Annotated in this window: 25 protein-coding genes and 2 tRNA genes; 22 read left to right on the top strand and 5 right to left on the bottom strand. The window is 47.1% G+C overall.

Annotated features, from left to right (window positions below; genetic code table 11):
• The first annotated feature begins 68 nt into the window (after positions 1 to 68).
• From WKT10_RS09890 to WKT10_RS09805, 18 genes are all read left to right on the top strand, one after another.
• Positions 69 to 872, top strand: coding sequence for an N-acetylmuramoyl-L-alanine amidase (locus tag WKT10_RS09890; protein ID WP_340276946.1), 804 nt, complete (start codon positions 69 to 71; stop codon positions 870 to 872).
• 733 nt (positions 873 to 1,605) lie between these two features.
• Positions 1,606 to 1,986, top strand: coding sequence for an Asp23/Gls24 family envelope stress response protein (locus WKT10_RS09885; protein WP_066546722.1), 381 nt, complete (start codon positions 1,606 to 1,608; stop codon positions 1,984 to 1,986).
• A gap of 169 nt (positions 1,987 to 2,155) precedes the next feature.
• A complete protein-coding gene (nusB, locus tag WKT10_RS09880) occupies positions 2,156 to 2,674 on the top strand; it encodes a transcription antitermination factor NusB (RefSeq protein WP_340276945.1) in 519 nt (172 codons plus the stop codon).
• 21 nt (positions 2,675 to 2,695) lie between these two features.
• Positions 2,696 to 3,961, top strand: a complete 1,266-nt coding sequence (xseA, locus tag WKT10_RS09875; protein ID WP_296038755.1) for an exodeoxyribonuclease VII large subunit — start codon at positions 2,696 to 2,698, stop codon at positions 3,959 to 3,961.
• A gap of 20 nt (positions 3,962 to 3,981) precedes the next feature.
• A complete protein-coding gene (gene xseB, locus WKT10_RS09870; protein ID WP_066550643.1) occupies positions 3,982 to 4,203 on the top strand; it encodes an exodeoxyribonuclease VII small subunit in 222 nt (73 codons plus the stop codon).
• Positions 4,196 to 5,107: a polyprenyl synthetase family protein gene (locus WKT10_RS09865; RefSeq protein WP_066546735.1), complete on the top strand. Its 912-nt coding sequence runs from the start codon at positions 4,196 to 4,198 to the stop codon at positions 5,105 to 5,107. The genes xseB and WKT10_RS09865 overlap by 8 nt, the downstream gene beginning before the upstream one ends.
• Positions 5,108 to 5,136: 29 nt before the next feature.
• Positions 5,137 to 7,050 carry a 1-deoxy-D-xylulose-5-phosphate synthase gene (gene dxs, locus WKT10_RS09860; RefSeq protein ID WP_340276942.1) on the top strand — a complete coding sequence of 638 codons (1,914 nt, stop codon included), beginning with the start codon at positions 5,137 to 5,139 and terminating at the stop codon, positions 7,048 to 7,050.
• A gap of 18 nt (positions 7,051 to 7,068) precedes the next feature.
• Positions 7,069 to 7,896, top strand: coding sequence for a TlyA family RNA methyltransferase (locus WKT10_RS09855; protein ID WP_340276940.1), 828 nt, complete (start codon positions 7,069 to 7,071; stop codon positions 7,894 to 7,896).
• 20 nt (positions 7,897 to 7,916) lie between these two features.
• A complete protein-coding gene (locus WKT10_RS09850; RefSeq protein ID WP_066546742.1) occupies positions 7,917 to 8,756 on the top strand; it encodes an NAD(+)/NADH kinase in 840 nt (279 codons plus the stop codon).
• 54 nt (positions 8,757 to 8,810) lie between these two features.
• Complete coding sequence (gene argR / locus WKT10_RS09845; protein ID WP_066546748.1) at positions 8,811 to 9,263, top strand: arginine repressor; 453 nt, start codon at positions 8,811 to 8,813, stop codon at positions 9,261 to 9,263.
• 5 nt (positions 9,264 to 9,268) lie between these two features.
• Positions 9,269 to 10,945, top strand: a complete 1,677-nt coding sequence (recN, locus tag WKT10_RS09840) for a DNA repair protein RecN (RefSeq protein WP_066546752.1) — start codon at positions 9,269 to 9,271, stop codon at positions 10,943 to 10,945.
• Positions 10,946 to 11,016: 71 nt separating this feature from the next.
• Positions 11,017 to 12,303, top strand: coding sequence for a SpoIVB peptidase (gene spoIVB / locus WKT10_RS09835; RefSeq protein WP_337433463.1), 1,287 nt, complete (start codon positions 11,017 to 11,019; stop codon positions 12,301 to 12,303).
• A gap of 215 nt (positions 12,304 to 12,518) precedes the next feature.
• Positions 12,519 to 13,349, top strand: coding sequence for a sporulation transcription factor Spo0A (gene spo0A / locus WKT10_RS09830; protein ID WP_066546756.1), 831 nt, complete (start codon positions 12,519 to 12,521; stop codon positions 13,347 to 13,349).
• A 100-nt stretch (positions 13,350 to 13,449) separates the two neighbouring features.
• A complete protein-coding gene (gene glgA, locus WKT10_RS09825; protein ID WP_066546758.1) occupies positions 13,450 to 14,892 on the top strand; it encodes a glycogen synthase GlgA in 1,443 nt (480 codons plus the stop codon).
• A 73-nt stretch (positions 14,893 to 14,965) separates the two neighbouring features.
• Entirely contained in the window at positions 14,966 to 15,406 is a 441-nt protein-coding gene (locus WKT10_RS09820; protein WP_081422999.1) for a divergent PAP2 family protein, read from the top strand.
• Between the two features lie 140 nt (positions 15,407 to 15,546).
• Entirely contained in the window at positions 15,547 to 16,170 is a 624-nt protein-coding gene (locus WKT10_RS09815; RefSeq protein ID WP_066546760.1) for a Maf family protein, read from the top strand.
• Entirely contained in the window at positions 16,163 to 16,948 is a 786-nt protein-coding gene (locus WKT10_RS09810; protein WP_066546762.1) for an HAD family hydrolase, read from the top strand. The genes WKT10_RS09815 and WKT10_RS09810 overlap by 8 nt, the downstream gene beginning before the upstream one ends.
• A 26-nt stretch (positions 16,949 to 16,974) precedes the next feature.
• Entirely contained in the window at positions 16,975 to 17,967 is a 993-nt protein-coding gene (locus tag WKT10_RS09805; RefSeq protein ID WP_296038741.1) for a hypothetical protein, read from the top strand.
• Here WKT10_RS09805 and WKT10_RS09800 read toward each other — a convergent pair.
• On the bottom strand, positions 17,949 to 18,125 hold the full coding sequence (locus WKT10_RS09800) for a hypothetical protein (RefSeq protein ID WP_167544869.1): 177 nt from the start codon (positions 18,123 to 18,125) through the stop codon (positions 17,949 to 17,951). The two genes, WKT10_RS09805 and WKT10_RS09800, sit on opposite strands and share 19 nt — an antisense overlap.
• 2 nt (positions 18,126 to 18,127) lie before the next feature.
• Positions 18,128 to 19,267, bottom strand: coding sequence for an RtcB family protein (locus WKT10_RS09795; protein ID WP_340276935.1), 1,140 nt, complete (start codon positions 19,265 to 19,267; stop codon positions 18,128 to 18,130).
• Positions 19,268 to 19,704: 437 nt separating this feature from the next.
• On the opposite strand from WKT10_RS09795, the gene WKT10_RS09790 reads away from it, so the two are divergent.
• The 4 genes from WKT10_RS09790 (at position 19,705) to smpB (ending at position 23,889) form a co-directional block, all read left to right on the top strand.
• Positions 19,705 to 20,676 (top strand): hypothetical protein, encoded by a 972-nt coding sequence (locus tag WKT10_RS09790; RefSeq protein ID WP_066546770.1) that lies wholly within the window; start codon positions 19,705 to 19,707, stop codon positions 20,674 to 20,676.
• A gap of 120 nt (positions 20,677 to 20,796) precedes the next feature.
• Positions 20,797 to 21,048: a preprotein translocase subunit SecG gene (secG, locus tag WKT10_RS09785; protein ID WP_066546771.1), complete on the top strand. Its 252-nt coding sequence runs from the start codon at positions 20,797 to 20,799 to the stop codon at positions 21,046 to 21,048.
• A gap of 112 nt (positions 21,049 to 21,160) precedes the next feature.
• Complete coding sequence (gene rnr / locus WKT10_RS09780) at positions 21,161 to 23,344, top strand: ribonuclease R (protein WP_340276951.1); 2,184 nt, start codon at positions 21,161 to 21,163, stop codon at positions 23,342 to 23,344.
• 80 nt (positions 23,345 to 23,424) lie between these two features.
• Positions 23,425 to 23,889, top strand: a complete 465-nt coding sequence (gene smpB / locus WKT10_RS09775) for an SsrA-binding protein SmpB (protein WP_317438943.1) — start codon at positions 23,425 to 23,427, stop codon at positions 23,887 to 23,889.
• A 292-nt stretch (positions 23,890 to 24,181) separates the two neighbouring features.
• On the opposite strand, the gene WKT10_RS09770 is transcribed toward smpB, so the two are convergent.
• From WKT10_RS09770 to WKT10_RS09760, 3 genes are all read right to left on the bottom strand, one after another.
• Positions 24,182 to 24,253 (bottom strand) — tRNA-Glu (locus WKT10_RS09770).
• 51 nt (positions 24,254 to 24,304) lie between these two features.
• Positions 24,305 to 24,376: transfer RNA gene (locus WKT10_RS09765), tRNA-Glu, on the bottom strand.
• Positions 24,377 to 24,874: 498 nt separating this feature from the next.
• Complete coding sequence (locus WKT10_RS09760) at positions 24,875 to 25,909, bottom strand: site-specific integrase (RefSeq protein WP_340276929.1); 1,035 nt, start codon at positions 25,907 to 25,909, stop codon at positions 24,875 to 24,877.
• Positions 25,910 to 26,269: the final 360 nt, after the last annotated feature.

Here is a 26,269-nt window from a genome sequence, read left to right as displayed (position 1 = left end):
CGTGCGACGTCGCAACGCAGACAGGCCCCGGGAGTATCTTGGGGCCTTTTTTATTTGGAGGAATTACCATGGATATAAGAAAAGAAATCAGACAGATTAACTGTTATGCGGGTCAAAACCGTCCAGCGTGGATCGTGATCCACGAGACGGACAACTACAAGATGGGGGCCGGTGCACTCAAACACTCCGAAGCCCATCGAAACGGCAACCTGTCCACGTCTGTGCATTGGTATGTAGACGATACGGTGGCTGTACAGACCTTATATTACAGCGACGGTGCCTATGCAGTCGGTAGACAGTACGGTACGCCTCTGGTAGCAGGAGTAACCAATACCAACAGCATCAACATTGAGATCTGCGTTAATCCAGACTCTGATTACGATCAGGCCCGTGCTAACTGCGTGGAACTTGTACGCCAGATCATGGCAGAGACAGGTATCAGTGCCGATCATGTAATCCGGCACTATGATGCAAAGCGCAAGCACTGTCCCCGTAAGATGCTGGATCAGCCGCAGTTATGGACAGACTTCAAGGCAGCGTTGTCAGAACCTGTAAAGAAATCCGGCTGGCAGCAGGAAGATGGCGGTTGGAGGTATTACCTTGGCAACGGTCAGCCAGTATGCAACGATTGGTACTGGCATGAGGGCAAGTGGTACTGGTTCGACGGCTCCGGCATGATGGTACATGATACATGGTACAAGTACAAGGATCATTGGTACTACCTGGGAGCAGACGGTGCTATGGTAACAGGCCAGCAGACCATAGACGGTAAGTGGTACATCATGGATACTGAGGGCCGGATGATTGTGGAGCCGGTGACGCTTACGCCGGATCAGGATGGGGCGCTAAGATGGCCCGGGCTGGTAGAATAAAGCAAAAAAAAAGAAGTAGCAGGGACGATATGGATGTGATATAATGCTGATGTTACCGCCTCCTATACTGGTAAGGAAGGGAGGTGCTTACTATGGAATTTATTATATCCTTTATCGTCGCTGTCGCGGCTGGTGTGGTTTGCCACTACATCATCAAATGGTTGGACGGCGATAAATAACCGGTAACCAGCCTGTGGGGTTAAGCCTTCCCGCTCCAAAAATAGGAATAGAAAAACCCGAAGGTCTCGCACACCTTCGGGTTTTTTGTTGTCGCTCACTATGGAACAACTATATCCTTTATTGCCTACTGGCATTATAGCATATGCAATTCTGAAATGCAATATTCCTGAAAATCTTTTGATTCTATGTTTTTTGCATTTAGAAGTGTTTGAATACAGACTATTGCTGCATTACTTGTGTATTTTGATAGAAAAAGTGGTTTAAAATCAAGGTTTCCTGTTTCGATCGAGGAAGCAGCAAAAGAAGGCAAGTTCTAATAAAAAACCTTGGATTTACAAGGAAAAATGAACTTTTAAACAGAAAGAGGAATCGTCTTTTGACGGTTCCTCTTTTGTGGCTTTTGGGATATAGATGCGGTTTTGTCTACCATTTGGACTTCTTACGGGAAGAATTGCCGCCTATTCAAAGAGAAATCCCCCTATACAGATTTCCCACGATTTGTTATAATAAAGAGTAATAAAAATCAAGCTTCAGGAACAGGAGGTAAAGAGGATTGTCTGAGGAAAATCGCGGTACCCATAAATTATATGAAAAAGACAGGATCGGAGAGGTTCAGATCGCAGATGAGGTGGTAGCCATTATTGCAGGGCTGGCAGCTACAGAGGTTGAGGGAGTAGACTCTATGGCAGGCAATATTACCAATGAGCTGGTAGGAAAGCTTGGCATGAAGAATCTTAGCAAGGGAGTAAAGGTGGATGTGACAGAGAACCATGTATCTGTGGATCTTTCCTTAAATATCCGTTATGGCTTCAATATCCCTTCTGTCAGCGAGCAGGTGCAGGAAAAGGTCAGTGCTGCCATCGAAAATATGACGGGGCTTACAGTGCTGGATGTGAATATCCGGATTGCAGGCGTGAATATGGAAGAAAACTGACAGAAAGTTTAATGCGTTTGGGTGCTCAGGTCCGAATAAGGGTCTGCAGCACCTTTTGATATTTTTTATTGTGTTTATCCGGCGCCTTTGGTATAATCACAGTTAGCGGATCAGAATAGAGAAAGGAAAATGTATTCGAGAGCCCAGGCTTTTCGTACAAGCAGAAGATATGACCAGAAGAGAATTAAGAGAACACTGTTTTAAAATGCTGTTCTCCGCGGATTTTTATAAAACCACAGAGGAAGCAAAGGAGCAGATGTGGCAGTATTTCCAGTCTCCTCAGGAATATGAGACAAATGATGAGGGAAGCCTTACGATCCTTCATAAAGTAGAGCTTACAGATAAGGATATGGAATATCTGCAGACAAAAACAGGAAATATAGTAGATAAGATCCAGGAAATCGACAGCCGGATCGATGAGGTGGCTGCAGGCTGGAAGACAAGACGTATGGGAAAGGTGGAGCTTACTATTCTTCGTCTGGCCCTTTACGAGATGGACTATGATGATACGGTTCCTACAAAGGTAGCGGTGAACGAGGCGGTGGAACTTGCTAAGAAGTTTGGAGGAAGTGACTCTCCGGCTTTTGTAAATGGTGTACTTGCAAAGTTTATCCGCAAAGAAGAGACAACGACAGAGACTGAACCGGCGAATGAGAAGACTGCGCAGGCTCAGGAAACAGAAGCGTAGGAAAGAAAGCAGAGGGAGCAGATGGCAAGTGTATTTACCGTATCCCAGGTGACCTCATATATCAAAAATATGTTTACCCAGGATTTTGCCCTGAACCGGATCTCCATCCGGGGCGAGGTTTCCAACTGTAAATACCATACCTCCGGTCATATATATTTTACGTTAAAGGACGGCGGCGCTCAGATTGCCGCCGTCATGTTTGCAGGCCAGAGAAAGGGACTTTCTTTTACACTGCAGGAGGGACAGGAGGTAGTGGTAAAGGGAACGGTAGACGTATATGAACGGGACGGCCGCTATCAGCTCTATGCCAGAGAGATTACAAGAGAAGGAATCGGTGATCTTTTTGCCAGATATGAAAAGCTGCGCACGGAATTAGAAGAAATGGGGATGTTTGATTCCTGTTATAAGCGTCCCATTCCCAGATATGCCAGAACGATTGGGATCGTGACAGCCAGAACCGGAGCTGCCATCCGGGATATTATGAATATTGCGGCCAGACGCAATCCCTATGTACAGCTGGTGCTGTATCCTGCTCTGGTGCAGGGAGAGCAGGCCAAATACAGTATTGCAAAGGGAATCGAGACTCTGGACCGGATGGGACTGGATCTTCTGATCGTAGGCCGGGGCGGAGGTTCCATTGAGGATTTATGGGCTTTTAATGAGGAAATCGTAGCAAGAGCCATCTTTAACTGTACGACTCCGGTGATATCGGCTGTGGGCCATGAAACAGATGTTACCATTGCAGACTATGTGGCAGATTTAAGGGCGCCTACGCCTTCTGCGGCAGCAGAGCTGGCGGTTTTTGATCATCGCCAGTTTGAGGAACAGACAGCTCTTTATAAGCGGGTTTTGGAACGTTCCGTTTACCGCAGGATTGAAAAGGCGCGATTCCTTTTAGAGCAGTGCCGGATGCGTCTGCAGTTAAAGGATCCGGTCCGTATGGTAAATGATAAGAGGCAGAGGCTGGCTGATTTGGAGCAGGCGCTGCAGCGTAAGATGAAGGATCTGCTGGAAACGGAAAAAATTCGTTTAAAAGAGGACAGACTTGTTCTGGAACGTTTGACGCAAACCGCTGTTACAAAAGAAAAACACAGGCTGGCTTTGGCATCCAGCCGTTTAGACGGCCTTTCGCCTTTAAAAAAGCTGGGTGGGGGCTATGGCTTTATTCAGGATGAGAGGGGAAAGTGCCTGCGCTCCGCAGGCCAGGTAAAAGAAGGGGAAGAGATACGGATCTATGCCGCAGACGGCAGGATCGACGGGATCGTAAAAAGAGTGGAATATTCATAGCAGGAAAGGAAGGGATGACCGTGCCGCGAAAGAAAGCAGAGCCGCAGGAAGCTGCCAGCATCGAGGAAAATTTCGCCCGGCTGGAGGAAATTATAAAAAGGCTGGAAGCAGGAGAAGAGTCCTTAGAGGAGACCTTTGCGGGCTATGAAGCAGGCATGAAGCTTGTACAGTCCTTAAACGGACAGATTGATAAAGTAGAAAAACAGATTCAGATATTGAGCGAGGGTGAAGATAATGATTGATAATACAGCATTTAAAAAAGAACTGGAAGAGAGAGTAAAAGAGATAAATGCAGGCATTGCAGGGTATCTTCCAGAGGAAAAGGGCTGCCAGAAGACGATTTTTGAGGCCATGAACTACAGCATGAATGCAGGAGGAAAGAGGCTGCGCCCGCTGCTGATGCAGGAAGTGTGCCGTCTTTTTACAGGAGAGGTGTCTGAGATTGTAAAGCCCTTTATGGCTGCCATTGAGATGATCCACACCTCATCTCTGGTCCATGATGACCTGCCCTGTATGGATGATGATATGATCCGCAGAGGCAAAGCCAGTACCTGGGCAGAGTATGGCGAGGACATTGGCGTCCTTGCGGGAGATGCTCTGATGATGTACGCTTTTGAGACGGCATCCAAGGCCTTTGATGCGGCAGAGGATGCAGATGCGCTTTTGAGAGCCGGAAAGGCAATGGGGATCCTGGCAGCAAAGACGGGCGTTTACGGTATGATCGGAGGCCAGACGGTAGATGTAGAGCTGGCAGGAGGTCCCGTTCCCAAGGATAAGCTGGATTTTATCTACCGCTTAAAGACGGGAGCCCTGCTTCAGGCAGCGATGCTCATAGGAGCTGTTCTTGGAGGAGCCGCAGATGAGGACTGTAAGATTGTAGAGGATCTGGCTGGAAAGGTAGGACTTGCTTTCCAGATTCAGGATGACATTCTGGATGTGACCGGAGATGCCTCTGTCACCGGAAAAGCGGCAGGAAGCGACGAGAAGAACCAGAAGACCACTTATGTAACTTTAGAAGGGCTTTCAAAGGCCAGGAAAGAGGTAGAGGCTCTTTCAGCAGCCGCTATTGGGGATCTGGATAAGCTTCCCGGAAATAATGAATTTCTGGAGCAGCTGATCCGCCTTCTGGTAAACAGAGAGAGATAATGAAATAAAAATGAAGGAAGTGCGAGCCTATGATATTGGAACAGATAAAGGGGCCGGAGGAATTAAAGCAGCTTTCATCCCGTGAACTGGCCATTCTGGCAGAAGAGATACGCACCTTTCTGATCGAAAAGATCAGCCGTACAGGAGGCCATCTGGCTTCTAATTTAGGCGTGGTGGAGCTTACAATTGCTCTGTTTAAAACATTTGATCTGCCTCAGGATAAGATTATCTGGGATGTGGGCCATCAGTCTTATACCCATAAGATATTAAGCGGACGCATGGCTGAGTTTGACGAGCTGCGCCAGTATGGAGGGATCAGCGGCTTTCCTAAACGAAAGGAAAGCCCCTATGATTCCTTTGACACGGGCCACAGCTCTACCTCTATTTCTGCCGGCCTTGGTATTGCCCAGGGCCGGGATCTGTTGGGAGAGGATTACCGGGTGGTGTCCGTGATCGGAGACGGCGCGCTCACCGGCGGCATGGCTTACGAGGCTTTAAATAATGCTGCCCGTATGAAAAAGAATTTCATTATTATCTTAAATGATAATGAAATGTCTATATCAGAAAATGTAGGTGGTATGTCCAGGTATTTAAGCGGACTCAGAACCGGAACCGGCTACAATGATTTAAAAAAGAATATCGTGGAGGCTTTAGAGCGGGTACCGTTGGTGGGAAATGCGGTGATCGACAAGCTAAAGCGCACCAAGGACAGCATTAAGCAGCTGTTTATTCCTGGAATGCTTTTTGAAAATATGGGGATCACCTACCTGGGTCCTGTGGACGGCCACAATATACCTGCCCTGTGCAAGGTTCTTAAAGAGGCTAAGAAATTAGACCACGCAGTTCTGATCCATGTGATCACAAAAAAGGGAAAGGGATATAAACCTGCGGAGAAGAATCCTTCCATATTTCACGGTGTGGGTCCTTTTGATATTGCAACGGGAAAAGAAAATGGGAAAAAGAAGGAAACCTCCTATACAGAGGTATTTTCCAGAAAGCTGTGCCAGCTTGGGGAAACCCATCCAAAGCTGGTAGCCGTGACAGCGGCTATGCCTGACGGTACGGGACTTGCAGCTTTTGGAAAAAAGTTTCCGGACCGCTTTTTTGATGTGGGAATTGCGGAGGCTCATGCAGTGACAAGCGCTGCGGGCATGGCGGCTGCGGGCCTGCGTCCTGTGGTGGCAATCTATTCCTCCTTTTTGCAGAGAGGATACGATCAGGTGCTTCATGACGTATGTATCCAGAATCTTCCGGTCCTTTTTGCCGTAGACCGGGCAGGACTGGTGGGAAGCGACGGAGAGACCCACCAGGGAATCTTTGATTATTCCTATCTGACCTCCATCCCCAATATGACGGTAATGGCTCCGAAAAATCTCTGGGAGCTGCGCGCTATGATGGAATTTGCCATGGATTACAATGCACCCCTTGCGATCCGTTATCCCAGAGGAACCGCTTACAGGGGGCTTAGGGAATACAGGCAGCCCATTATCTACGGAAAGGGAGAGCTGCTCTGTGAGGAAAGTGATATTGCGCTTCTGGCGGTTGGAAGCATGGTAAGTACGGCAGAGCATATTAGGGAAAAGCTTAAGGAAGAGGGGTATTCCTGCAGCCTGGCAAACGGCCGTTTTGTAAAACCGTTTGATAAAGAATTGACAGAACGCCTGGCAAAAAACCACCGTCTGCTTGTGACCCTGGAGGAAAATGTGCTTCAGGGCGGATATGGCCTTGCAGTGACTGCCTATATCCACAGCCATTATCCGGAGGTTAAGGTTGTGAATATTGCTCTTCCGGATGCATATGTGGAGCATGGAAATGTATCGCTTCTTCGGAAAGGACTGGGAATTGACAGCGATTCCATTATCCGAAGACTGAAGGAAGAGGGCTGGCTTTCCGGTATCCACAGGGAAGAAAACGGAGAAGAACGGCAGAGACCGTCTGAATGAAAGACAGGAGAAATACAGATGAAAGAAAGATTAGACGTACTGCTTGTAAAGCGTAATCTGGCAGAGTCACGGGAAAAGGCAAAGGCCTTGATCATGTCCGGTATTGTGTATGTAAATGGGCAGAAGGAGGATAAAGCCGGAACGACTTTTGAGGAAACGGCGCCCATTGAGGTCAGAGGCAGTACTTTAAAATATGTAAGCCGCGGAGGGCTGAAGCTGGAAAAGGCCATGGATCGTTTTGGCGTCCGCCTGGATGGAAAGATCTGCATGGATGTAGGGGCTTCCACCGGCGGCTTTACAGACTGTATGCTGCAGAATGGAGCGGTGAAGGTGTATTCTGTCGATGTGGGCCATGGACAGCTTGCCTGGAAGCTGCGCAATGATGAGCGTGTGGTCTGCATGGAGAAAACCAATATCCGCTATGTGGCTCCGGAGGATATTGCAGATTCTATTGGCTTTGCAAGTATTGATGTGTCCTTTATTTCACTTACTAAGGTTTTGGGACCTGTGAAGGCTCTTTTAGAGGACAATGGGCAGATCGTCTGCCTGATTAAACCGCAGTTTGAAGCAGGCAGGGAAAAAGTAGGGAAAAAAGGCGTTGTTCGAGAGCCGGCCGTTCATTTGGAAGTGATCGACATGGTGATCGATTATGCGCTTTCCATCGGATTTGAGGCCCTGAATCTGGAATTTTCTCCGATCAAGGGGCCGGAAGGAAATATTGAGTACCTGCTCTATCTTCAGAAGCATCCAGAGGATCAGGAGGCAGAGTATGCGGTGCGCCGGGAAGCGGCTGCCGATCCGAAGGCAGTGGTAGCTGAGGCACATCAAACTCTGGATCGTTCATAGGAAATGGCGGTAAGTGGCAGATGAAACGATTTTTTTTGATTGCCAATCTGGCGAAAGAGTTTGTTCCTGAAACCAGGGCGTATATCCGGGAATGCCTGGAAAAAAGAGGGGCTGAGTGCCGTTTTCTCACCCTGGCTCAGCATAATAAATACGGAAAGCATACGCCTTCTGAGTTGGTTCCGGAGGATACAGAATGTGTGATAACCATTGGCGGAGACGGCACCCTGATCCAGGCGGCCAGAGATCTGGCAGGCAGGAATATCCCTCTTTTGGGAGTAAACCGGGGCCATTTGGGATTTTTAAACCAGATCAGCTCTCAGGATGAGATTGAAGAAGCCATTGCTTCTTTGATCGAGAACCGTTTTGAGCTGGAGCGGAGAATGATGATACGGGGAACAGTGTTTCATCAGGGAAAACCCGTATTTCAAGATATTGCGCTAAATGAAATCGCTGTTACCAGCCGGGTTCCCCTGCGGGTACTCCGGTATCAGGTATCAGTGAATGATGAATACTTAAACCATTACAGCGCAGATGGAGTCCTGGTGGCAACGCCCACCGGTTCCACGGCCTACAACCTGTCCGCCGGTGGGCCAGTGATGGCTCCGGCAGGCCGGATGATGGCCCTGACTCCGGTGTGTCCTCATTCCCTAAATGCGAGAAGCATTGTGCTCGCAGCAGAGGATCGGATCCAGATCGGGGTATTAAGCAGCGGAAGAGTTTCCTTTGACGGAGATTCCTGGGCAGATCTGGAGACGGGGGACTGCCTGATCGCAGAGCGTTCCGCTTTGGAGACAGTGATGATCCGAAGGAAAAAGCAGTCGTTTATGCAGAATTTAAGCGATCATTTAAGCGGAATCTGAGAAACAGCCACAAAAGCTCTGCGCTTTGCAGAGCTTAACAAGGAGGAAAGATAGATGAAGGTAGAACGCCACAGTAAAATTGTGGAACTGATCGGGAAATATGAGATCGAAACGCAGGAGGAACTGGCTGAAAAGCTTAACCAGTCTGGTTTTAATGTGACTCAGGCGACTGTTTCCAGAGATATCCGTGAATTAAAGCTTACAAAGATTCAGGGAGAAAACGGAAGACAACGGTATATGGTTCTTGAAAGTCCAAGAGGAACCTCTGCGATCAAATATATCCGTATTTTAAAGGATGGTTTTATGTCCATGGATATGGCACAGAACATTCTTGTGATCAAGACCGTAGCCGGTATGGCAATGGCAGTGGCGGCCGCCCTGGACGCCATCCATTTTCAGGAGGTAGTAGGCTGTATTGCAGGGGATGACACCATCATGTGTGCGGTACGCAGTGTGGATGACACGATCATCGTGATGGAAAAGATCAAAAAGATGGTGGAGGACTGATCGATATGTTATTAGAGCTGCACGTTAAAAATCTGGCCCTTATTGAAAGAGCAGATGTGGAGTTTGGCGAGGGCCTAAATATTCTTACCGGCGAGACCGGCGCCGGTAAATCCATTATAATCGGCTCCGTGAGTATGGCTCTGGGAGGAAAGGCTTCCAGAGACAGCATACGCCACGGAGCCGATTATGCCTATATAGAGCTCGTTTTTTCAGTCAAGGGAGAAGACAGGCTGCGGGCGCTGCGGGAACTGGATACAGAACCTACCGAGGATGGCCTGGTGATCATCTCAAGGAAAATCACCCCGTCACGCAGTATCAGCCGCATCAATGATGAGACAGTTACGGCAGCAAGGCTGAGACAGATCACAGGCTTGCTTTTAGATATTCACGGTCAGCATGAGCATCAGTCTCTGCTGTATAAATCAAAACATCTTGAAATCCTGGATGCCTATGTCAAGGCTCAAACCCAACCGGCAAAAAAGAAGATGGAAGAGGAATACAAAAATTACTGTATTCTAAAGAAACGGCTATCCTCCTTTGAGATGGATCATGACGCCAGACTCAGAGAAGCGGACTTCCTGCGTTTTGAAATCCAGGAGATTGAAGAGGGCAATATAAAAGAAGGGGAGGAGGAGGAGCTGACTGCTCGTTACCGCCGTTTCTCCCATGCAAGACGCATTGCTGAAAATCTGAATGAAGCCTATGACAGCCTTCAGGCAGATGCAGTTACAAGAGCCCTTCGGTCGGTGGAGCAGGTGACAGAGTATGATGAAGCATTGCAGAGCATAAGAGATCAGCTTTATGATGCAGAGGCCATATTAAGTGATGCCGGAAGGGAAATTTCAGCTTATATAAGCAGTATGGAGTTTGATGAGGAAAGCTGGAGACAGACGGAGGAGCGTCTGGATCAGATCCACAGCCTCCAAAACAAATACGGAGCTTCGGTTTTGGCAATCCAGGCCAGTCTGGAAGAAAAAAGGAAACGCCTGGAAGAACTGGAAAATTATGATGCATTTAGGGAACAGACGGAAAAGAAGCTGAAAATTTCCACGGATCATCTTTGCAGACTCTGTACAGACTTATCAGAAATACGTAAAAAAGCATCGGTGGAGCTTGTAAAACGGATCCGGAGCGGACTTCTTGATTTAAATTTCCTGGATGTGGAATTTGATATGGAATTTGAAACGCTGGATCATTTTACGCCGGATGGCTGGGATGAGGTTCAGTTTCTTATTTCCACCAATCCGGGACAGCCTATGCGTCCTTTAAAGGATGTGGCTTCCGGAGGCGAGCTCTCTCGTATTATGCTGGCGATCAAGACGGTGTTGGCGGATTCAGATGAGATCCCCACGCTTATTTTTGATGAAATTGATACAGGCATCAGCGGACGCACAGCCCAGAAAGTATCAGAAAAGCTTTCTTATATTGCAGGCAGCCACCAGGTGATCTGTATCACCCACCTGCCTCAGATCGCAGCTATGGCGGATATCCATTTTGAAATACTTAAATCGGCCAGTGAGGGTTCCACTGCTACCACCATTGAACGTCTTGGACGGGAGAAAAGCATAAGAGAGCTTGCCAGATTGTTAGGCGGCGCGCAGATCACAGAGGCAGTTCTTAAAAATGCACACGAAATGAAGGATTTGGCAGACCAGACAAAAAAGCCATGGATGGAAAGATAAAACCAGATTGAAATATGCCATACAGACTCATACTAATGACAGGATCATTAGAAAAGGAGGCAGGGCATATGATGAGGAGAACAGGGGGATTTTACCGGAAGCTGGCCCTGGGGTTCTGGCTGTCAGCCATAGCCGGAGGGGCCTTTGTGTGGCATCTTGCATACCGGGCAGTACCCGATCAGATCAGTATGCTTGAAAACCAGAAAGAGGAATTTTCATTTTCTCTGCCCTGGCGGGCTACGCTTTCCAGCGAAAGCGCAGAGGTATCCCTGGGAAATGAAAGCAATATTCCGGGGGATGAGATCACTGTAAACAGCAGCGAGCCATTTCATGTTTTTGCGGGAAAAAAGGGAAGTTATCAGATGAATCTGAAGCTTCTGGGGCTGATCAAGCTGAAAGAAATACAGGTGGATGTAGTGGATACCAGGTATGCCATACCCTGCGGAAGTCCCATAGGAATCTATCTGAAATCTCAGGGAGTCATGGTGGTAGGAACCGGACGGATTACCAGGGAAGACGGCCGGGAGACCGAGCCGGCTTTCGGCAAATTAAAATCAGGGGATTACATTGAAGCGTTTAACGGAACGCCGCTGTCAACCAAGGAGGATCTGGTCAGGGAAGTGGGGAAGTGGAACGGGGGAGAAGCAAGTCTTACCATACGGCGCAGAGGAGAAAACATGGAGGTAGCCCTGTCTCCGGTAAAGGGAGAGGACGGAAGCTATAAGCTGGGGGCCTGGGTCAGGGATGATACCCAGGGGATCGGTACTATCACTTATGTGGATCCCAACGGACATTTCGGAGCCCTGGGCCATGGGATAAGCGACAGTGATACGGGAGAACTGGTGGAAATAGAGACAGGCGCTCTCTACACAGCTAAGATTATGGGAGTGGAAAAGGGAGAGGCGGGAAAGCCGGGGCTTCTTTCGGGGGTGATCTACTATGGTCCGCAGTCCTGCAGGGGAGAGATTACCGCTAATACGGAGGACGGTATTTTTGGAATGGTCGATCAGCAGCTTAAAAAGCAGATCCAGGGAGAACCGATGGAGGTCGCCAGATGTCAGGAGGTAAAGCCGGGGCCGGCAGTCATCCGAACGGCTGTTTCGGGTGAAGTAAAGGACTATACAGTAGAAATACAGAAGGTGGATCAAAGCCCGTCCAAACGAAATAAGGCAATGGTTCTTAAGGTAACAGATCCAGAGCTTCTTTCGCTTACAGGCGGTATTGTCCAGGGACTTTCCGGTACTCCCATTCTTCAGAATGGAAAACTGGCCGGAGCTGTAACACATGTGTTTGTCCAGGATCCATCAAGAGGCTATGGAATACTGGCAGATGATATGATGAAATATGGGGAAGAATGAAAAGATGGGTTACAAATAGTCGAAAAACACTAAAAATGGTCGAAATTTTGTGTCTAAATTTGCGATTACCATATATTGTCAAATGACAATAAGTAACGGTATAATATAAAATGTTACTTTTAAAGACAAAAGGGGCCGTAAATGGGCGGCTCCTTTGTGCTAGTTTGGACAAGGGGGGGATAATACTCCCGGTCCTGATGTAATAAGGAGGAAAAATGGAAAAGCAGGAACAATTAAACGTGGTAATTGTGGATGATAATCCCATGGTATTAAGTACTTTGGATGAGATGATCAATGCCGAGGACGGGCTGACGGTCATTGGAAAAGCTGACAATGGAGAGGATGCCATTGATATGATAAAGGACACTACACCAGATATTGTGCTTCTGGATATGGTTATGCCAAAAGTAGACGGGATTACAATTGTTGAGAAATTCAATCACAGAGACACGTTTCGCAAGCATCCTGTTTTTATCATGCTCAGTGCTGCCGGAAGTGAGCTGGTTACGGAGGAAGCGTTTCAGGCCGGAGTAAATTATTATCTGATGAAGCCCTTTGACCGGGATATCCTCATGAGGAAGATCCGTCACGCAGGCCATCTTCCGCGCCGGATCACGGCAGGAAAGATGATGGAAGTGCCAAGGCCGGCTGTGATGGAAGAGCCTGCGGTTACAAAGGAAGAGTATATGGAAGAACATCTGGAAGCAGATATCACAAAGATGCTTCATGAACTGGGAATTCCCGCCCACATCAAGGGCTACCAGTATTTAAGAGATGCGATCATTATGGTTGTAAAGGATCAGGAAATGATGGGTTCTGTTACAAAAATTCTTTATCCAGCGATTGCCAAGAAAAATCAGACTACAGCCAGCCGCGTAGAGCGCGCGATCCGCCATGCGATTGAAGTGGCCTGGGGAAGAGGTAAAATGGAAACGATTGATGAGCTGTTTGGATACACCATCAGTACGGGAAAAGGAAAGCCTACCAATTCTGAATTCATTGCTCTGATTTCTGATAAAATATTCCTGGAATACAAAAAAATTTAAGACAAATCCTAAGAAAACAGCTTCCTAATTTTGAAAAAGTACGCTATACTATATGGTAAGGCAAAACGCCGCCTGGATACGTCAGGAGAGGGAGGTTTGGATGAAGAAGATTTTATTTGCAGCTTCTGAAGCAGTACCATTTATTAAAACTGGGGGACTGGCAGATGTAGTAGGTTCTCTGCCAAAATGTTTTGATAAGGATTATTTTGACGTAAGAGTCATGATTCCCAAATATCTGTGCATCAAGCAGGAGTGGAGAGACAGGATGCAGTATGTGGATCATTTTTACATGGATTATCTGGGACAGAGCCGTTATGTAGGCATTTTACAGTATGTCCATGAGGGGATCACATTTTATTTTATTGATAATGAAAGCTATTTTAACGGAGAAAAGCCATATGGCGATTGGTACTGGGATCTGGAAAAGTTCTGCTTTTTCTGCAGGGCTGCTCTTTCTGCCCTGCCTGTAATCGGCTTCCAGCCGGATGTGGTCCACTGCCATGACTGGCAGACAGGCCTGATTCCTGTACTATTAAAGGATACTTTCCGGGGAGGTGATTTCTTCCGCAATATGAAGTCTGTTATCACCATTCACAACTTAAAGTTCCAGGGGGTGTGGGATGTAAAGACCATCAAGCGTTTTACAGAGCTTCCAGATTACTATTTTGCTCCGGATAAGCTGGAGGCCTATAAGGACGGCAATCTGTTAAAGGGCGGTATTGTATATGCGGATGCCATTACCACGGTAAGCAATACATACGCAGAGGAGATCAAGATGCCGTTTTACGGAGAAGGCCTGGATGGCCTGATGCGGGCCAGGGCCAACAGTCTTCGGGGAATCGTAAACGGAATTGATTATGATGATTTTGATCCGGAGACCGATCCTTTTATCGCCCAGAAATATAATGCAAAGAATTTCCGCAAGGAAAAGGCGAAAAACAAAAAGGCGCTCCAGCAGGAGCTGGGACTTCCTGTGGATGAGAAGAAGTTTATGGTGGGTATTGTATCCCGTCTTACAGACCAGAAGGGCCTGGATCTGATCCAGTGTGTGATGGATGAGCTCTGCAGTGACGACATGCAGCTGGTGGTTCTTGGAACGGGTGATGAACGCTATGAAAATATGTTCCGTCACTATGACTGGAAGTATCACGACAGGGTTTCCGCCCAGATCTATTATTCTGAGGCCATGTCTCACAAGATTTATGCAGCCTGTGACGCATTCCTGATGCCGTCCCTGTTTGAACCCTGCGGTTTAAGCCAGCTTATGGCCCTGCGCTACGGAACGGTACCCATTGTCCGGGAAACCGGCGGTTTGAAGGATACGGTTCAGCCATATAATGAATATGAGAGTACTGGAACGGGATTTTCCTTTGCCAATTACAATGCGCATGAGATGCTAGGCAGCATACGCTATGCCAAGTATGTATATTACAGCAGACGCCGGGAGTGGAACAAGATAATCGACCGTGCCATGGCGGCAGACTTTTCATGGAAGACCTCAGCAGCTAAATATCAGGAGCTTTATGACTGGCTGATCGGCTGAGAGACACTGCATTTAAACAGATAAATACCCGAAGAAAGGGGAAAGAAACTACACTATGAATGTTTGGAACGATATGCTTGGCAATCAGATCCTTGTAAGTGCCGTAGTAGGCTGGACAGTAGCCCAGGTTTTAAAGACGCTCATCGACTGCGCTTTAAACAAAAGCTTTAATGCGGAACGTCTGGTGGGATCGGGCGGTATGCCAAGCTCCCATTCAGCTACGGTCTGTGCATTGACGACGGCTGCGGCGCTGGAATACGGCGCAGGCTCCTTTGAATTTGCCGTATCCTTTGTTTTGGCCATGGTCGTCATGTATGATGCCATCGGAGTGCGCAGAGAGACGGGAAAACAGGCAAAGCTTTTAAATTCCATTTTGATGGAAAATCCTCTGAAGCTCAATGCGGAGGTTCTTCAGGAGAAACTTAAGGAGTATGTGGGCCATACGCCCCTTCAGGTTCTGGCCGGAGCGATTTTGGGAATTGGCCTGTCTCTGCTTCTGGATTCCTATTATTGAGAAATCATCAGCAGCCCCTTACATTCATATGAACCAGCAGATGCGGACCGTGGCTTTTGCCATGGCCCCTTTTGCGTCGTAGGTATTTTCCCGCGTACAGGCATATTCCCATATTTACAGATAAGAGCAGGAGAATAGAAATGAAAATGACAGAATATTTTAAGGGTCATCCGGTGGTTTTAGCTTCCGGTTCTCCCAGAAGAAAGGAACTTTTGGAACAGATTGGGATCAAAGCCCGGATCAGGCCCAGCGTGCAGGAGGAAAAGTCCCAGGCTGAGACGCCGGAGGAGCTGGTGATGGAACTGGCCGCTGTAAAGGCGCAGGATATTGCCGCAGGCTGTGAGTCTGGAACCTTAGTCATTGGAGCCGATACAGTGGTTGTCCTGGATGAGAAAATTCTTGGAAAGCCTCAGACCCCGGAGAGGGCTGTCGAAATGATACAGAAGCTTCAGGGCCGGGAACATCAGGTTTATACCGGTGTTACGGTAATCCTGTGTATGGAGAATGGAGAACTGCACGGAACATCCTTTGCGGAGCGCACAAATGTAGAACTCTGGCCCATGACAGAGGATGAAATTTCTACATATGCACAGAGCGGGGAGCCGCTTGATAAGGCAGGCGCATATGGGATACAGGGCAGTTTTGCGGCCTATATAAAGGGGATACAGGGAGATTATACCAATGTGGTAGGACTGCCTTTAGGGCGTCTGGTCCATGAGATGAACACACTTTTGACAGAAAATGGAGGAACACAGGATGATTAAACTTATAGTATCCGATGTAGATGGAACACTGGTAGAGGACGGATCTGCCGATATCAATCCGGAACTGTTTGAGGTGATCCTGAAACTGAGAGAAAAGGGGATTCAGTTTGCCATAGCCAGCGGACGGCCCTGGTCCAGTGTAGAGCATACCTTTGACCCGGTAAAGAAAAAGATTTTTTATATTTCCAATAACGGTTCCTATATTGGCTGCCATGGCCGCAGTCTTTATACCTATACGATTGATAAGAAACTGGCAGAACGGGTGATCCGCTCCGTCCGCCGTCATCCGGAGCTTGAACTTGTTTATGCCTGTGCCGGAGGAGATTATGTGGATTCAAAAAATGAAGACCTTGTGCGCTGGCTTGTTGATGGGTATAAATTTAAGCTGAACCGGGTGGAAGATTTATTAGATCTTGAGGAGCCCCCTGTAAAAATATCTATTTACAAGCCGGACGGCATCGAGGAGGCCACCCGTTTTGTGTTTGATGAATTTGGAACAGAGCTTAAGCTTGCCTGTGCCGGAGATATGTGGATGGACTGCATGGCTTTGGGGGTAAATAAGGGAAATGCTGTAAAAACCATTCAGGAGAGTCTGGATATCCGCCCGGAAGAAACAATGGCGTTTGGCGATCAGCTCAATGATCTTGAGATGCTTGATCAGGCATACTACAGCTTTGCTGTGGCAAATGCCAGAGAGGAAGTGCGCCGGGCTGCCAGATTTCAGGCGGATAGCAATGTAAATGACGGAGTTTTGAAAATTCTTAAATATCTTCTGTAGAATGTACGACTGGAAAGGAGACTTCATTGGACCAGAGAAGGAAGGATAAAAAAAGAAAATGGTTCCGGCCTTTAAAGCAGGGATTTCTGATCGCGTTTTCAGCGGGATGTCTGGCGGCCTGTGGACAGACGGCATCCTATCAGAACGCAAAGGGTTCTGCAGCAGAGTACACGCCGGGGCAGATCATGACTGTTGCGGCGACGGAGCGCAACCGCTATCAGAACATCTACACCGGACAGCTCTGGTCTGTTGCGGCTGATGGATCGGGAACCACCTTTGAATCCCTTTTAAAAGGCCAGATGGAGCAGTTTTTGACAGAACTAGCAGCCATAAATCTTTTGGCAGAAGAAAAAGGGGTTGAGCTTACCAATCAGGAAAAGACGCAGGTGCAGAGTCTGACGGATACCTATTTTTCATCCCTTACACCGGAGGATCTGGATTATATGAAGGTATCCAAGGATGAAATCTACGATTTATACAGCAAATATTATCTGGCGGATAAAACCGTATCTCAGCTGACAGATGAAAAAGCGCTGGAGGTAAGTGACGCAGAGGCAAAAGTGATCCGAATTCTGCAGATTGAAACAGATACAGAAGAAAAGGCGGAGACGCTGTGGAAAAAGGTCAATGAGCCAAAAGCTGATTTTGCTTCTATCGCTGAAAAAGAGTCGGGCGGCAGCCAGGTCGAGTTTCAGCTGGAGTGGAGCGATACATTAAATGCTTTGGAGGAGACGGCTTTTTCTCTGGAACAGGATCAGATCAGCGAAATTATTTCCTGGGAAGGGAAATTTTATATTCAAAAATGCATATCGGCCTATGATGAGGAAGCTACAGCTGCCAGAAAGCTCCGGCTTTTGGAAGAAAAAAAAGCCAGAGCCTTTGACCAGATTTATACGCCGTTTATTCAGAACCATCCGATCCGCCTGAAAAACGGGATTTGGGAGGGCGTGGACTTTTCACAGGGAGAAGAGTGCACCTCCGATGATTTTTTTCAGCTGTATCATGAGATGGGGGAATGAAAGCGAAATTCCTTCTTTTTGTTGATACAGCGAACCTTTGCCCGGGGAACATATTTGCCGCAGTGCTGGCAGTAGGTTTTGTGGCAGGCGTTCCGCCCTTTTTGGCAGAGGCCAAACGCTTCATAATACTTACAGGGGATTTCTCTGTACTTAGCCATTTTTACGCCTCCTCTCCTGCTTTGAAGTTGTATACCGGGCGCAGGATTTTTTCTATGGATACGGCATCAGCCGCCGCCGAACGGATTTCCTCCAGAGACCGGTAGGCAAAGGGGGCTTCATCTAATGTCCCCCTGGAGATGCTGGGGGAATAGATCCCTTTCATTTCTTTTTTGTAATCAGAAAGAGTCCAGTGTTTTCCCACATCTACTCTTTTCATGATCCGCCCTGCGCCGTGAGGGGCGGAACAGTTCCAGTCAGGATTTCCCAGGCCTTTTCCGAGAATAACCCCGTCTTTCATATGAATGGGAATAATAACAGGTTCATCTTTTTGGGCCGAAATGGCGCCTTTGCGCAGGATGGGGGGATTTTGGGTCTGATCCACATAGTTATGCTGGCAGGAAATGACCGTATCCGCTTTCCACTTCATTCCGCGGAGAAGTTCATCCAGAATAGCTTCCCGGTTCAGTGCGGCAAACTGCTGTGTCAGTTCAAGATCATTTAAATACTGCTCTTTTAAACCGCCTTCCAGCCATGTGAGCTCATATGGAACGTGAAGGCCCTGTTTTTTTAAGTATTTCTGGCCTTTTTTCATATAATGATCGAAAATATTCTTTCCGAGACAGCGGCTTCCAGAATGAATGATAACGTAAAAACAGCCATTTTCATCCTGATCCAGTTCAATAAAATGGTTTCCTCCGCCCAGACTTCCCAGACTTAAAACGGCTTTTACCTCATTGATGCTGTTTTTGCAGCAGAAGGCTTCCGGATGGAAGTGATCTGCGTATCGGTGGAGTGTTCTGCGGATTTGTGAGCCAGAGGGAATCTGTTCCTGGATGAGTGAGTCGAGCTTGGGAAAATGATCCGTTCGGACTTTGCCGGACAGTCTGGCCATGGTAATTCCGCAGCCGATATCAATTCCTACCGTTTGCGGCAAGATCTGTTTTCCGACAGTGGCAGTAAAACCGATGGTGCCTGCCTTTCCGGGATGGACATCCGGCATGATGCGGATCTTGCTGCCTTCAAAGGCTGGATTGTCACAGAGCATCTGGATCTGGGCCAAAGCATATGGCTCAATGGAGGTTTTGGGGTTATTTGTGTGATAAATGATAGCGGATGTATAGATTCCAGTTACTGTTTTCATTGTATTCCTTTCTCTGTAAGGGTGTTTTGCCTGAAAAAGGGCGCAAAAAAACACCTCATAAACGGTTAGGCTCAGAGGCGGGAAACTGGAAATATTTGGAATGGACTTTGCCTGTGAATACAGAAATATCCAATCAGATATGGAGTTTAGAACCTCTGAGAAATTTGACTGCTGTATCGTTGTTTATAGCTGCATTCATAGTAAATCCTCCTTTCGTCCGGGTTGATAGCTGCAAACAGTCGTGCTCCTGTTTTATGGCCTCATTATACGCGGGAAAGATAGGATTTGTCAATATGAGAAAATGGCAAAACAAAAATGCGTTATGATTGAAAGAACTCTTCGGTTTTTGATGAAATGGGTTAAGGTAGCTTAAATGAGTGGATTATGATATACTTAGAAAAGAAAAAATACATAAGAAATGGAAAGGGGAAAACACAATGAAAGCAGTAAACGTGCATAGACTGTGGAAAGGGATTTTTACGGCAGCAGTATTATCCTGTCTTCTTGCTGTTCCGGCATCGGCGAAAGAGGAGAGGACGCCGGTAGGCCGCATTACGCTGAATTTCAGCGCGGATATTCAGGCGGGAGACTCAGAGGCGTACATCGATGTATCGGTAGAAGATGGAAGCTGCTCCGTGGAAAGCGCAGATTTTGTCAATGAGCAGGAATACTGGGCAGGAGGCGTTCGCCCCAAAGTGGAAATATGGCTGGAGGCAGACAGCGACTGTTATTTTAAAAAATCAGGAAAAAGTGCGTTTACCTTTACGGGGGATGATGTAAAGTATGTTTCAAGCTCTACCAAGTATGATAGGGAAATGATGCGTCTGGTGGTAACGCTTGACAAGCTGGATGAAGAGGATGAGGATCTGGAGGTATCAGGACTTATCTGGGATGAGGACAATGCCATTGCTCACTGGGATCAGAATGGGATCGCAAAAAAATATAAGGTGCGTCTGTGCCGGGGCCGGGGAGGAAGCTCCACGGAGGATGGCGTGGGCTCGGTTCATACGGTGACAGAAAACAGCTTTGATTTTGCAGAGCAGATTCCCAAGGCAGGAAATTATTATTTTAAAGTAAGAGCCGTTGATATCAGGGACAATCTGGGCGATTGGGAAGAATCTCCATGGTTTGAGGTGACAGAGGAGGATTTATCTGAGTGGAAGGGAAACTGGAAGCAGAATGAGCGCGGTTGGTGGTATGAAAACAGGGACGGCTCCTGGCCGAAGGAGTGCTGGCAGATGATCGATTCAGACTGGTACTTTTTTGACAGTGAAGGCTATATGAAAACAGGATGGATTGACTGGAACGGAAAATCCTATTTCTGCAGCGAATCAGGAGCTATGCTGGTATCTTGTACAACGCCGGATGGATATTCGGTAGGAGAAGACGGCGCTAAGATTCTTCCATAGCTTTTTCGGGATATAAGGCGGTCTTTTCGGGTAAAACCGCAAGAAAAGCCTTGAGTTTACAGAAAAAGTATGATATATTAATTTTGTTTGACTATAAGGAAACGGAAAGAGGTACAGGTCATGGCAGTGATTCAGGTTATTTTATCGATCATATATGTACTCCTTGGCATCGCTATTTCAATCGTAATTCTGATGCAGGAGGGTAAGTCCAATGGACTGGGCGGCGCTATCGGCGGCATGGCTGAGAGCTATTGGAGCAAAAATAAAGGCCGTTCCATGGAGGGTGCATTAGAGCACTTTACAAGATACGGCGCTATTGTATTTATGATCATCACACTGATCCTGAATATTATTTTAAAGGTTCAGGGATAATAATACGGACACAAAAACACCCTTTCATGTATCGCATTGAAGGGTGTTTTTTTAAATGAATAGACAGAAAAGAGGATACATGGAAAAAGAACAATTGGAACAGAGAAAGAAAATGCTGACAGAGCTGATGAATGACAAAGCATATGTGCCTATGAAGGCAAAAGAGCTTGCCATGCTGCTTGATATTCCAAAATCCAGAAGAGAGGAGCTTCAGGAGGTCCTTGATAAGCTGGTGGAGGATGGTGTGATCGGAGTCTCAAAAAAGGGGAAATATGCTAGATCAGAGACTTTTTCTGTGAACGGCCTTTTTAGCGGCCATTCCAGAGGATTCGGATTTGTTACAGTTGAGGGAATGGAGAGGGATGTATTTATTCCAGAGGACAAGACCGGGGCTGCCCTGCATGGAGATCGGGTGCAGATCGTGATCACATCCGATGGACAGAAAGGACGCCGTCCGGAAGGGGCGGTGATCCGGGTGCTGGAGCACGCAAACCGTGAGATTGTAGGATATTTTCAGAAAAGTAAAAATTTTGGCTTTGTTGTGCCTGATAATGTGAAGCTTTCCAGGGATATATTTATCCCTCAGGGCTGCAGCCAGGGGGCTGTAACGGGCCATAAGGTAGTGGTGCAGCTTACAGATTTTGGCGGTCCGGGAAGAAAGCCGGAGGGACGGATTACAGAGATCCTGGGACATGTCAATGATCCCGGCACGGATATTTTATCCCTGGTGCGGGCCTATGGGCTTGCAGAATCATTTCCTGAGGATGTGATGGAGGAATTAAAAACGATACCGGATGAGCTGGAGACAGAAGCAGCGCCTGAAGGAAAACGCTTTCGTGAGGATATGCCGTATTATTTGGATGATCTGGTCTCTAATGACGGGTGGAAGGAGCATTACAGAGGACGGCTGGATCTTCGCGGGCTTCAGACTGTGACCATTGACGGGGAAGACGCCAAGGATCTGGACGATGCGGTGACGCTTGGACGGACACCGGAGGGTAATTATATTTTGGGAGTCCACATTGCGGATGTAAGCCACTATGTAAAGGAGAACAGCGCTCTGGATCGGGAGGCGCTTCGGAGAGGAACCAGCGTGTATCTGGTGGATCGCGTGATCCCTATGCTGCCGCACAAGCTTTCTAATGGAATCTGCTCCTTAAATGAGGGAACGAACCGTCTGGCGTTAAGCTGTATCATGGAGATAGACGGCCAGGGGAATGTGACAGACCACAGAATCTGCGAAACAGTAATCTGCGTAGACAGGCGGATGAGCTATACTGCGGTGAACGGAATTTTGACTGGAGAAATGGAAGGGCTTCAGGAGGAACATGCAGAGCTTGTGCCGCTTTTTAAACGGATGGAAGAGCTTTCGGGAATTGTGAGAGAACGGCGCAGGAAAAGAGGGGCTATTGACTTTGATTTCCCTGAGAGTAAAATTTTTCTGGATGAAAAAGGACGCCCTCTGGAGATTCGTCCCTATGAGCGCAATACAGCTACAAAGATCATAGAGGACTTCATGCTGTTGGCAAATGAAACGGTGGCAGAGGATTTTTACTGGCAGTCCGTACCCTTTCTTTATCGAACGCATGATACGCCGGATCCGGAAAAAATGAAGCAGCTGAGTGTTTTTATCAATAATTTCGGCTATTTTATCCGTATGCAGCAAGGAGAAATCCATCCAAAGGAGCTTCAGAAACTTTTGGACAAAATTGAAGGAACACCGGAGGAACCGCTTTTAGCAAGGCTGACGCTGCGTTCCATGAAACAGGCAAAATACACAACGGAATGTTCGGGCCATTTTGGACTGGCGGCCCGCTACTATACCCATTTTACCTCTCCCATCCGCAGGTATCCGGATCTTCAGATCCACCGCATTATAAAGGAAGCGATCCATGGAGAGTTAAAGGAGAAAAAACAGGCGCATTATGAGCAGCTTCTTCCTCAGGTGGCAGTCCAGACATCTGTGTTAGAGCGCCGTGCAGAGGAAGCAGAGCGGGAAACGGAGAAATTAAAGAAATGCGAGTATATGGCAAAGCATATAGGAGAAACCTTTGAGGGGGTGATCTCCGGCGTTTCCAACTGGGGCTTTTATGTGGAGCTTCCCAACACGGTGGAGGGAATGGTTCATATCAGCGAGCTCCGGGATGATTACTACATTTTTGATGAGAGCCGATATGAGCTTACAGGAGAACTGAAAAAGAAAACATACAAGCTGGGACAGCCGGTGCGCGTGATCGTATCAGGGACGGACCGGATGCTTCGAACGGTAGATTTTGTGCTGGATCGAGATCTGTAACAATTTCTTTACTTCACTGTGGGCCTGTGGTATGATAATAACATCTGTCTGAGCAAAAGAGAGGCAGAGGGAGGTAAAAGGTGAACGATCGTATTAAGCTGGTAGCAAATAATAAAAAAGCCTACCATGATTATTTTATTGATGATAAATATGAAGCCGGAATTGAGCTTTTCGGTACAGAGGTCAAATCGATCCGCATGGGAAAGTGCAGTGTGAAGGAAGCTTTTGTAAAGATTGATAAGGGACAGGTTTACATTTACGGAATGCATATCAGCCCCTATGAAAAGGGAAATATTTTCAATAAAGATCCTTTGCGAACCCGTCGTCTTCTTCTTCATAAATCAGAAATTATGAAGCTGAATGGAAAGATATCCGAAAAAGGATACACCCTGATGCCTCTTCAGGTATACTTTAAGGGAAGTCTGGTAAAGGTGGAGATCGGACTGGCAAGAGGAAAGAAGCTTTACGATAAGAGAGCGGATATTGCCAAAAAGGATCAGCGCAGAGAATTGGAAAAAGAATTCAAGGTGAGGAATCTGTATTAATCTGAAAAGAGTTTATGCAAATGAAAACGTACAGCTGCAGGAAGCTTGTGCTCCGAAAGGCTGTACGTTTTTGTTTACAGTTTATTAAAATGTTTTCTGTAGACCTGGAAGGACAGGATTACTGTAAATATATCAGCTGTAAACTGAGACCAAACAAGGCCATACATGCCAAAGACGGCATTTAACAGAAACAGCATGGGAATATTGAAGGCGCTGACCTTTTTCACGTCCTCTTATCTGTAGATGGTAAAAACACAAAAAACAAGCAGAAAATTACACTGCTTGTTTCAAATGACCTGACCGGGAATCGAACCCGGGTTTACGCCGTGAGAGGGCGTCGTCTTGACCGCTTGACCATCAGGCCTTATTAAATTGACACATAAATACGAAAGTATAATTATAAAACACTTTCAAATGACCTGACCGGGAATCGAACCCGGGTTTACGCCGTGAGAGGGCGTCGTCTTGACCGCTTGACCATCAGGCCTTATTAATACTGTATCCTCATCGCTGAGAACTCGTATAGTCTACCATGAGTTTTTCGATTTGTCCAGTGTTTTTTGTAAAAAAAATAAAGATGTTTAATTGATAAAAATAAAGATAATATTCAGAAAATTCATTTTGTTAAAAAAGGAGGAGGCCGGCTGAATTCTTTTCAGCCGGCCGAGTATTATGAAAAAAAGTTTAATAGCATTAACTCTTTACAATGTTCAGTATAGAAAGCAAACATGAAGAGAGTTTGATCAATCTGTAACAGAATTATGAACAGAGTGTAAGAAGTTTGTGAATGGAAATTGTGAGAGGTCTGAAATGCAGGATAAAACCTTGGCAGATCTGGAAAACGGGCTACGAAAAAACCGCATAAACACTGGCTTTCCCAGCATTTACGCGGTTTTTAAAAAGTGGAGCTGAGGGGAATCGAACCCCTAAAAAACCCTAGTATTTATCAGCATTTCCGGGCCGCGTGTGATATTTCGTGTGATACTTACATGATTTTGAACTGTTTAAAATGCTCGTTGATCTTCCTGTTTTGCCGGGCTGTCTCCAGATCAATCACATTCCGGTATACGGCTTTCATTACGTTATCAGAAGCCCAGCCGCCCCGCTGTAGTATGTACTGATCCGGTACGCCGATCACGTGCATGATCGAGGCGGCATAGTGTCTGAGGTCGTGAAAGCGGAAGTGAGGTACATCAAGCTGTTTAAGCCTGCGCCCAAACTGCTGCGTGATCTGGTTTGGGGTGAGGTTTACCACCCGGCCTTTTTTCTGTTTCAGGCGTTCAATGACAAAAGGCGGCATTTCAATGGTGCGGTATCCTCCGGAGGTTTTAGGCTGCTTGATAACCCAGCTTTTGTTTTCGTCCAGAACCATAGAAAACTCTACTGTCACGGTATTCCCCCGGATGTGGTCCGAATCAAGAGCAGAGATCTCACCCCGTCTAAGCGGCCCAAAGGCTGCCAGCAGTACAGCAAGCTCCAGATCTGTTCCCCTGATACTGGCAAGAAGCTTTTTTATATCCGTATCATTTGGACAATACAGGGCCGGCTTTTTAGCGGCTGGCAGTTTGATGTGCAGCTGGGTATCTGGGGAAAACATATCCAGAACAGCGGAAAGAAGACCATAGGCGTTCCTCACGCTCTTGGGGCTTAAACAGGCAGATAATTCACTTACCCATATTTGCACGGTTGCGCTGTCTATCTCCGGAAGCCGTGTCATGCCTATCTGGCCTTTTAAATAGTTCCGGCGTATCTTTTCATACCCGACTATGGTTGAAGGGGAAAGCGCGCCTTTTTTGGCTGCGATATAGCGCCCTGCGGCATCGTATACCGTTAGATTGTCCGGTGTGATGCGGTTTTGCTCCTTGGCTGCCTTCCATTCAGCAGCAGCCATTTTCGCCAGCTTCTTAGTGGGAGCTGTAAAGCTCTTGTAATGCTTCTTCCCGTCCAGGTCTGTATAATCGTATACCTGTATCCGGCAGTTTCCAGATGGAAGAGTGTTCTTTTTCTTTGCGTTTGTCATGTGCGTTGCTCCTTTCTGATCGGGAGAGCCGCACAGGACGGCAAAGACAGCGTGATAGTTCTACAAAAGGGCAGAGGCCCCCTGTATACGTTGTAATGTGTTTCAATGCGGTTCCTCCTGATCCTCTGCCGGGCTGGGGCGCATGGATGGAAGGAAGAGCGTATTTGACAAATAGGTGTGATTGGAATATAATATACTTAACAAGACAGCCAGTAAGGGAGGTCAAGGCTTCCCGCCCTGGTGATTAAGCTTTAAACTATTGAAAAATAGCTCGTCGACTTTTGCAGGGTCAGGATGGGCTATTTTTTATGCGTATAATTCAGAATTGCAACAATGAGTAAGGCAACGCTTACTATCAGG

Origin of the sequence: Enterocloster sp. HCN-30185, from assembly GCF_037890305.1 — a bacterium.
Taxonomy (GTDB): domain Bacteria; phylum Bacillota; class Clostridia; order Lachnospirales; family Lachnospiraceae; genus Enterocloster.
Note: the sequence above shows the minus strand (reverse complement) of the source record. Positions and strands in the feature narration are given on the sequence as shown.

Excerpts from the sequence above, each read along its gene's own strand:
- WKT10_RS09890 (WP_340276946.1), top strand. The coding sequence starts at position 69 with ATGGATATAAGAAAAGAAATCAGACAGATTAACTGTTATGCGGGTCAA.
- nusB (WP_340276945.1), top strand. The coding sequence starts at position 2,156 with ATGACCAGAAGAGAATTAAGAGAACACTGTTTTAAAATGCTGTTCTCC.
- xseA (WP_296038755.1), top strand. The coding sequence starts at position 2,696 with ATGGCAAGTGTATTTACCGTATCCCAGGTGACCTCATATATCAAAAAT.
- WKT10_RS09865 (WP_066546735.1), top strand. The coding sequence starts at position 4,196 with ATGATTGATAATACAGCATTTAAAAAAGAACTGGAAGAGAGAGTAAAA.
- dxs (WP_340276942.1), top strand. The coding sequence starts at position 5,137 with ATGATATTGGAACAGATAAAGGGGCCGGAGGAATTAAAGCAGCTTTCA.
- WKT10_RS09855 (WP_340276940.1), top strand. The coding sequence starts at position 7,069 with ATGAAAGAAAGATTAGACGTACTGCTTGTAAAGCGTAATCTGGCAGAG.
- WKT10_RS09850 (WP_066546742.1), top strand. The coding sequence starts at position 7,917 with ATGAAACGATTTTTTTTGATTGCCAATCTGGCGAAAGAGTTTGTTCCT.
- argR (WP_066546748.1), top strand. The coding sequence starts at position 8,811 with ATGAAGGTAGAACGCCACAGTAAAATTGTGGAACTGATCGGGAAATAT.
- recN (WP_066546752.1), top strand. The coding sequence starts at position 9,269 with ATGTTATTAGAGCTGCACGTTAAAAATCTGGCCCTTATTGAAAGAGCA.
- spoIVB (WP_337433463.1), top strand. The coding sequence starts at position 11,017 with ATGAGGAGAACAGGGGGATTTTACCGGAAGCTGGCCCTGGGGTTCTGG.
- spo0A (WP_066546756.1), top strand. The coding sequence starts at position 12,519 with ATGGAAAAGCAGGAACAATTAAACGTGGTAATTGTGGATGATAATCCC.
- glgA (WP_066546758.1), top strand. The coding sequence starts at position 13,450 with ATGAAGAAGATTTTATTTGCAGCTTCTGAAGCAGTACCATTTATTAAA.
- WKT10_RS09820 (WP_081422999.1), top strand. The coding sequence starts at position 14,966 with ATGCTTGGCAATCAGATCCTTGTAAGTGCCGTAGTAGGCTGGACAGTA.
- WKT10_RS09815 (WP_066546760.1), top strand. The coding sequence starts at position 15,547 with ATGAAAATGACAGAATATTTTAAGGGTCATCCGGTGGTTTTAGCTTCC.
- WKT10_RS09810 (WP_066546762.1), top strand. The coding sequence starts at position 16,163 with ATGATTAAACTTATAGTATCCGATGTAGATGGAACACTGGTAGAGGAC.
- WKT10_RS09800 (WP_167544869.1), bottom strand. The coding sequence starts at position 18,125 with ATGGCTAAGTACAGAGAAATCCCCTGTAAGTATTATGAAGCGTTTGGC.
- WKT10_RS09795 (WP_340276935.1), bottom strand. The coding sequence starts at position 19,267 with ATGAAAACAGTAACTGGAATCTATACATCCGCTATCATTTATCACACA.
- WKT10_RS09790 (WP_066546770.1), top strand. The coding sequence starts at position 19,705 with ATGAAAGCAGTAAACGTGCATAGACTGTGGAAAGGGATTTTTACGGCA.
- secG (WP_066546771.1), top strand. The coding sequence starts at position 20,797 with ATGGCAGTGATTCAGGTTATTTTATCGATCATATATGTACTCCTTGGC.
- rnr (WP_340276951.1), top strand. The coding sequence starts at position 21,161 with ATGCTGACAGAGCTGATGAATGACAAAGCATATGTGCCTATGAAGGCA.
- WKT10_RS09760 (WP_340276929.1), bottom strand. The coding sequence starts at position 25,909 with ATGACAAACGCAAAGAAAAAGAACACTCTTCCATCTGGAAACTGCCGG.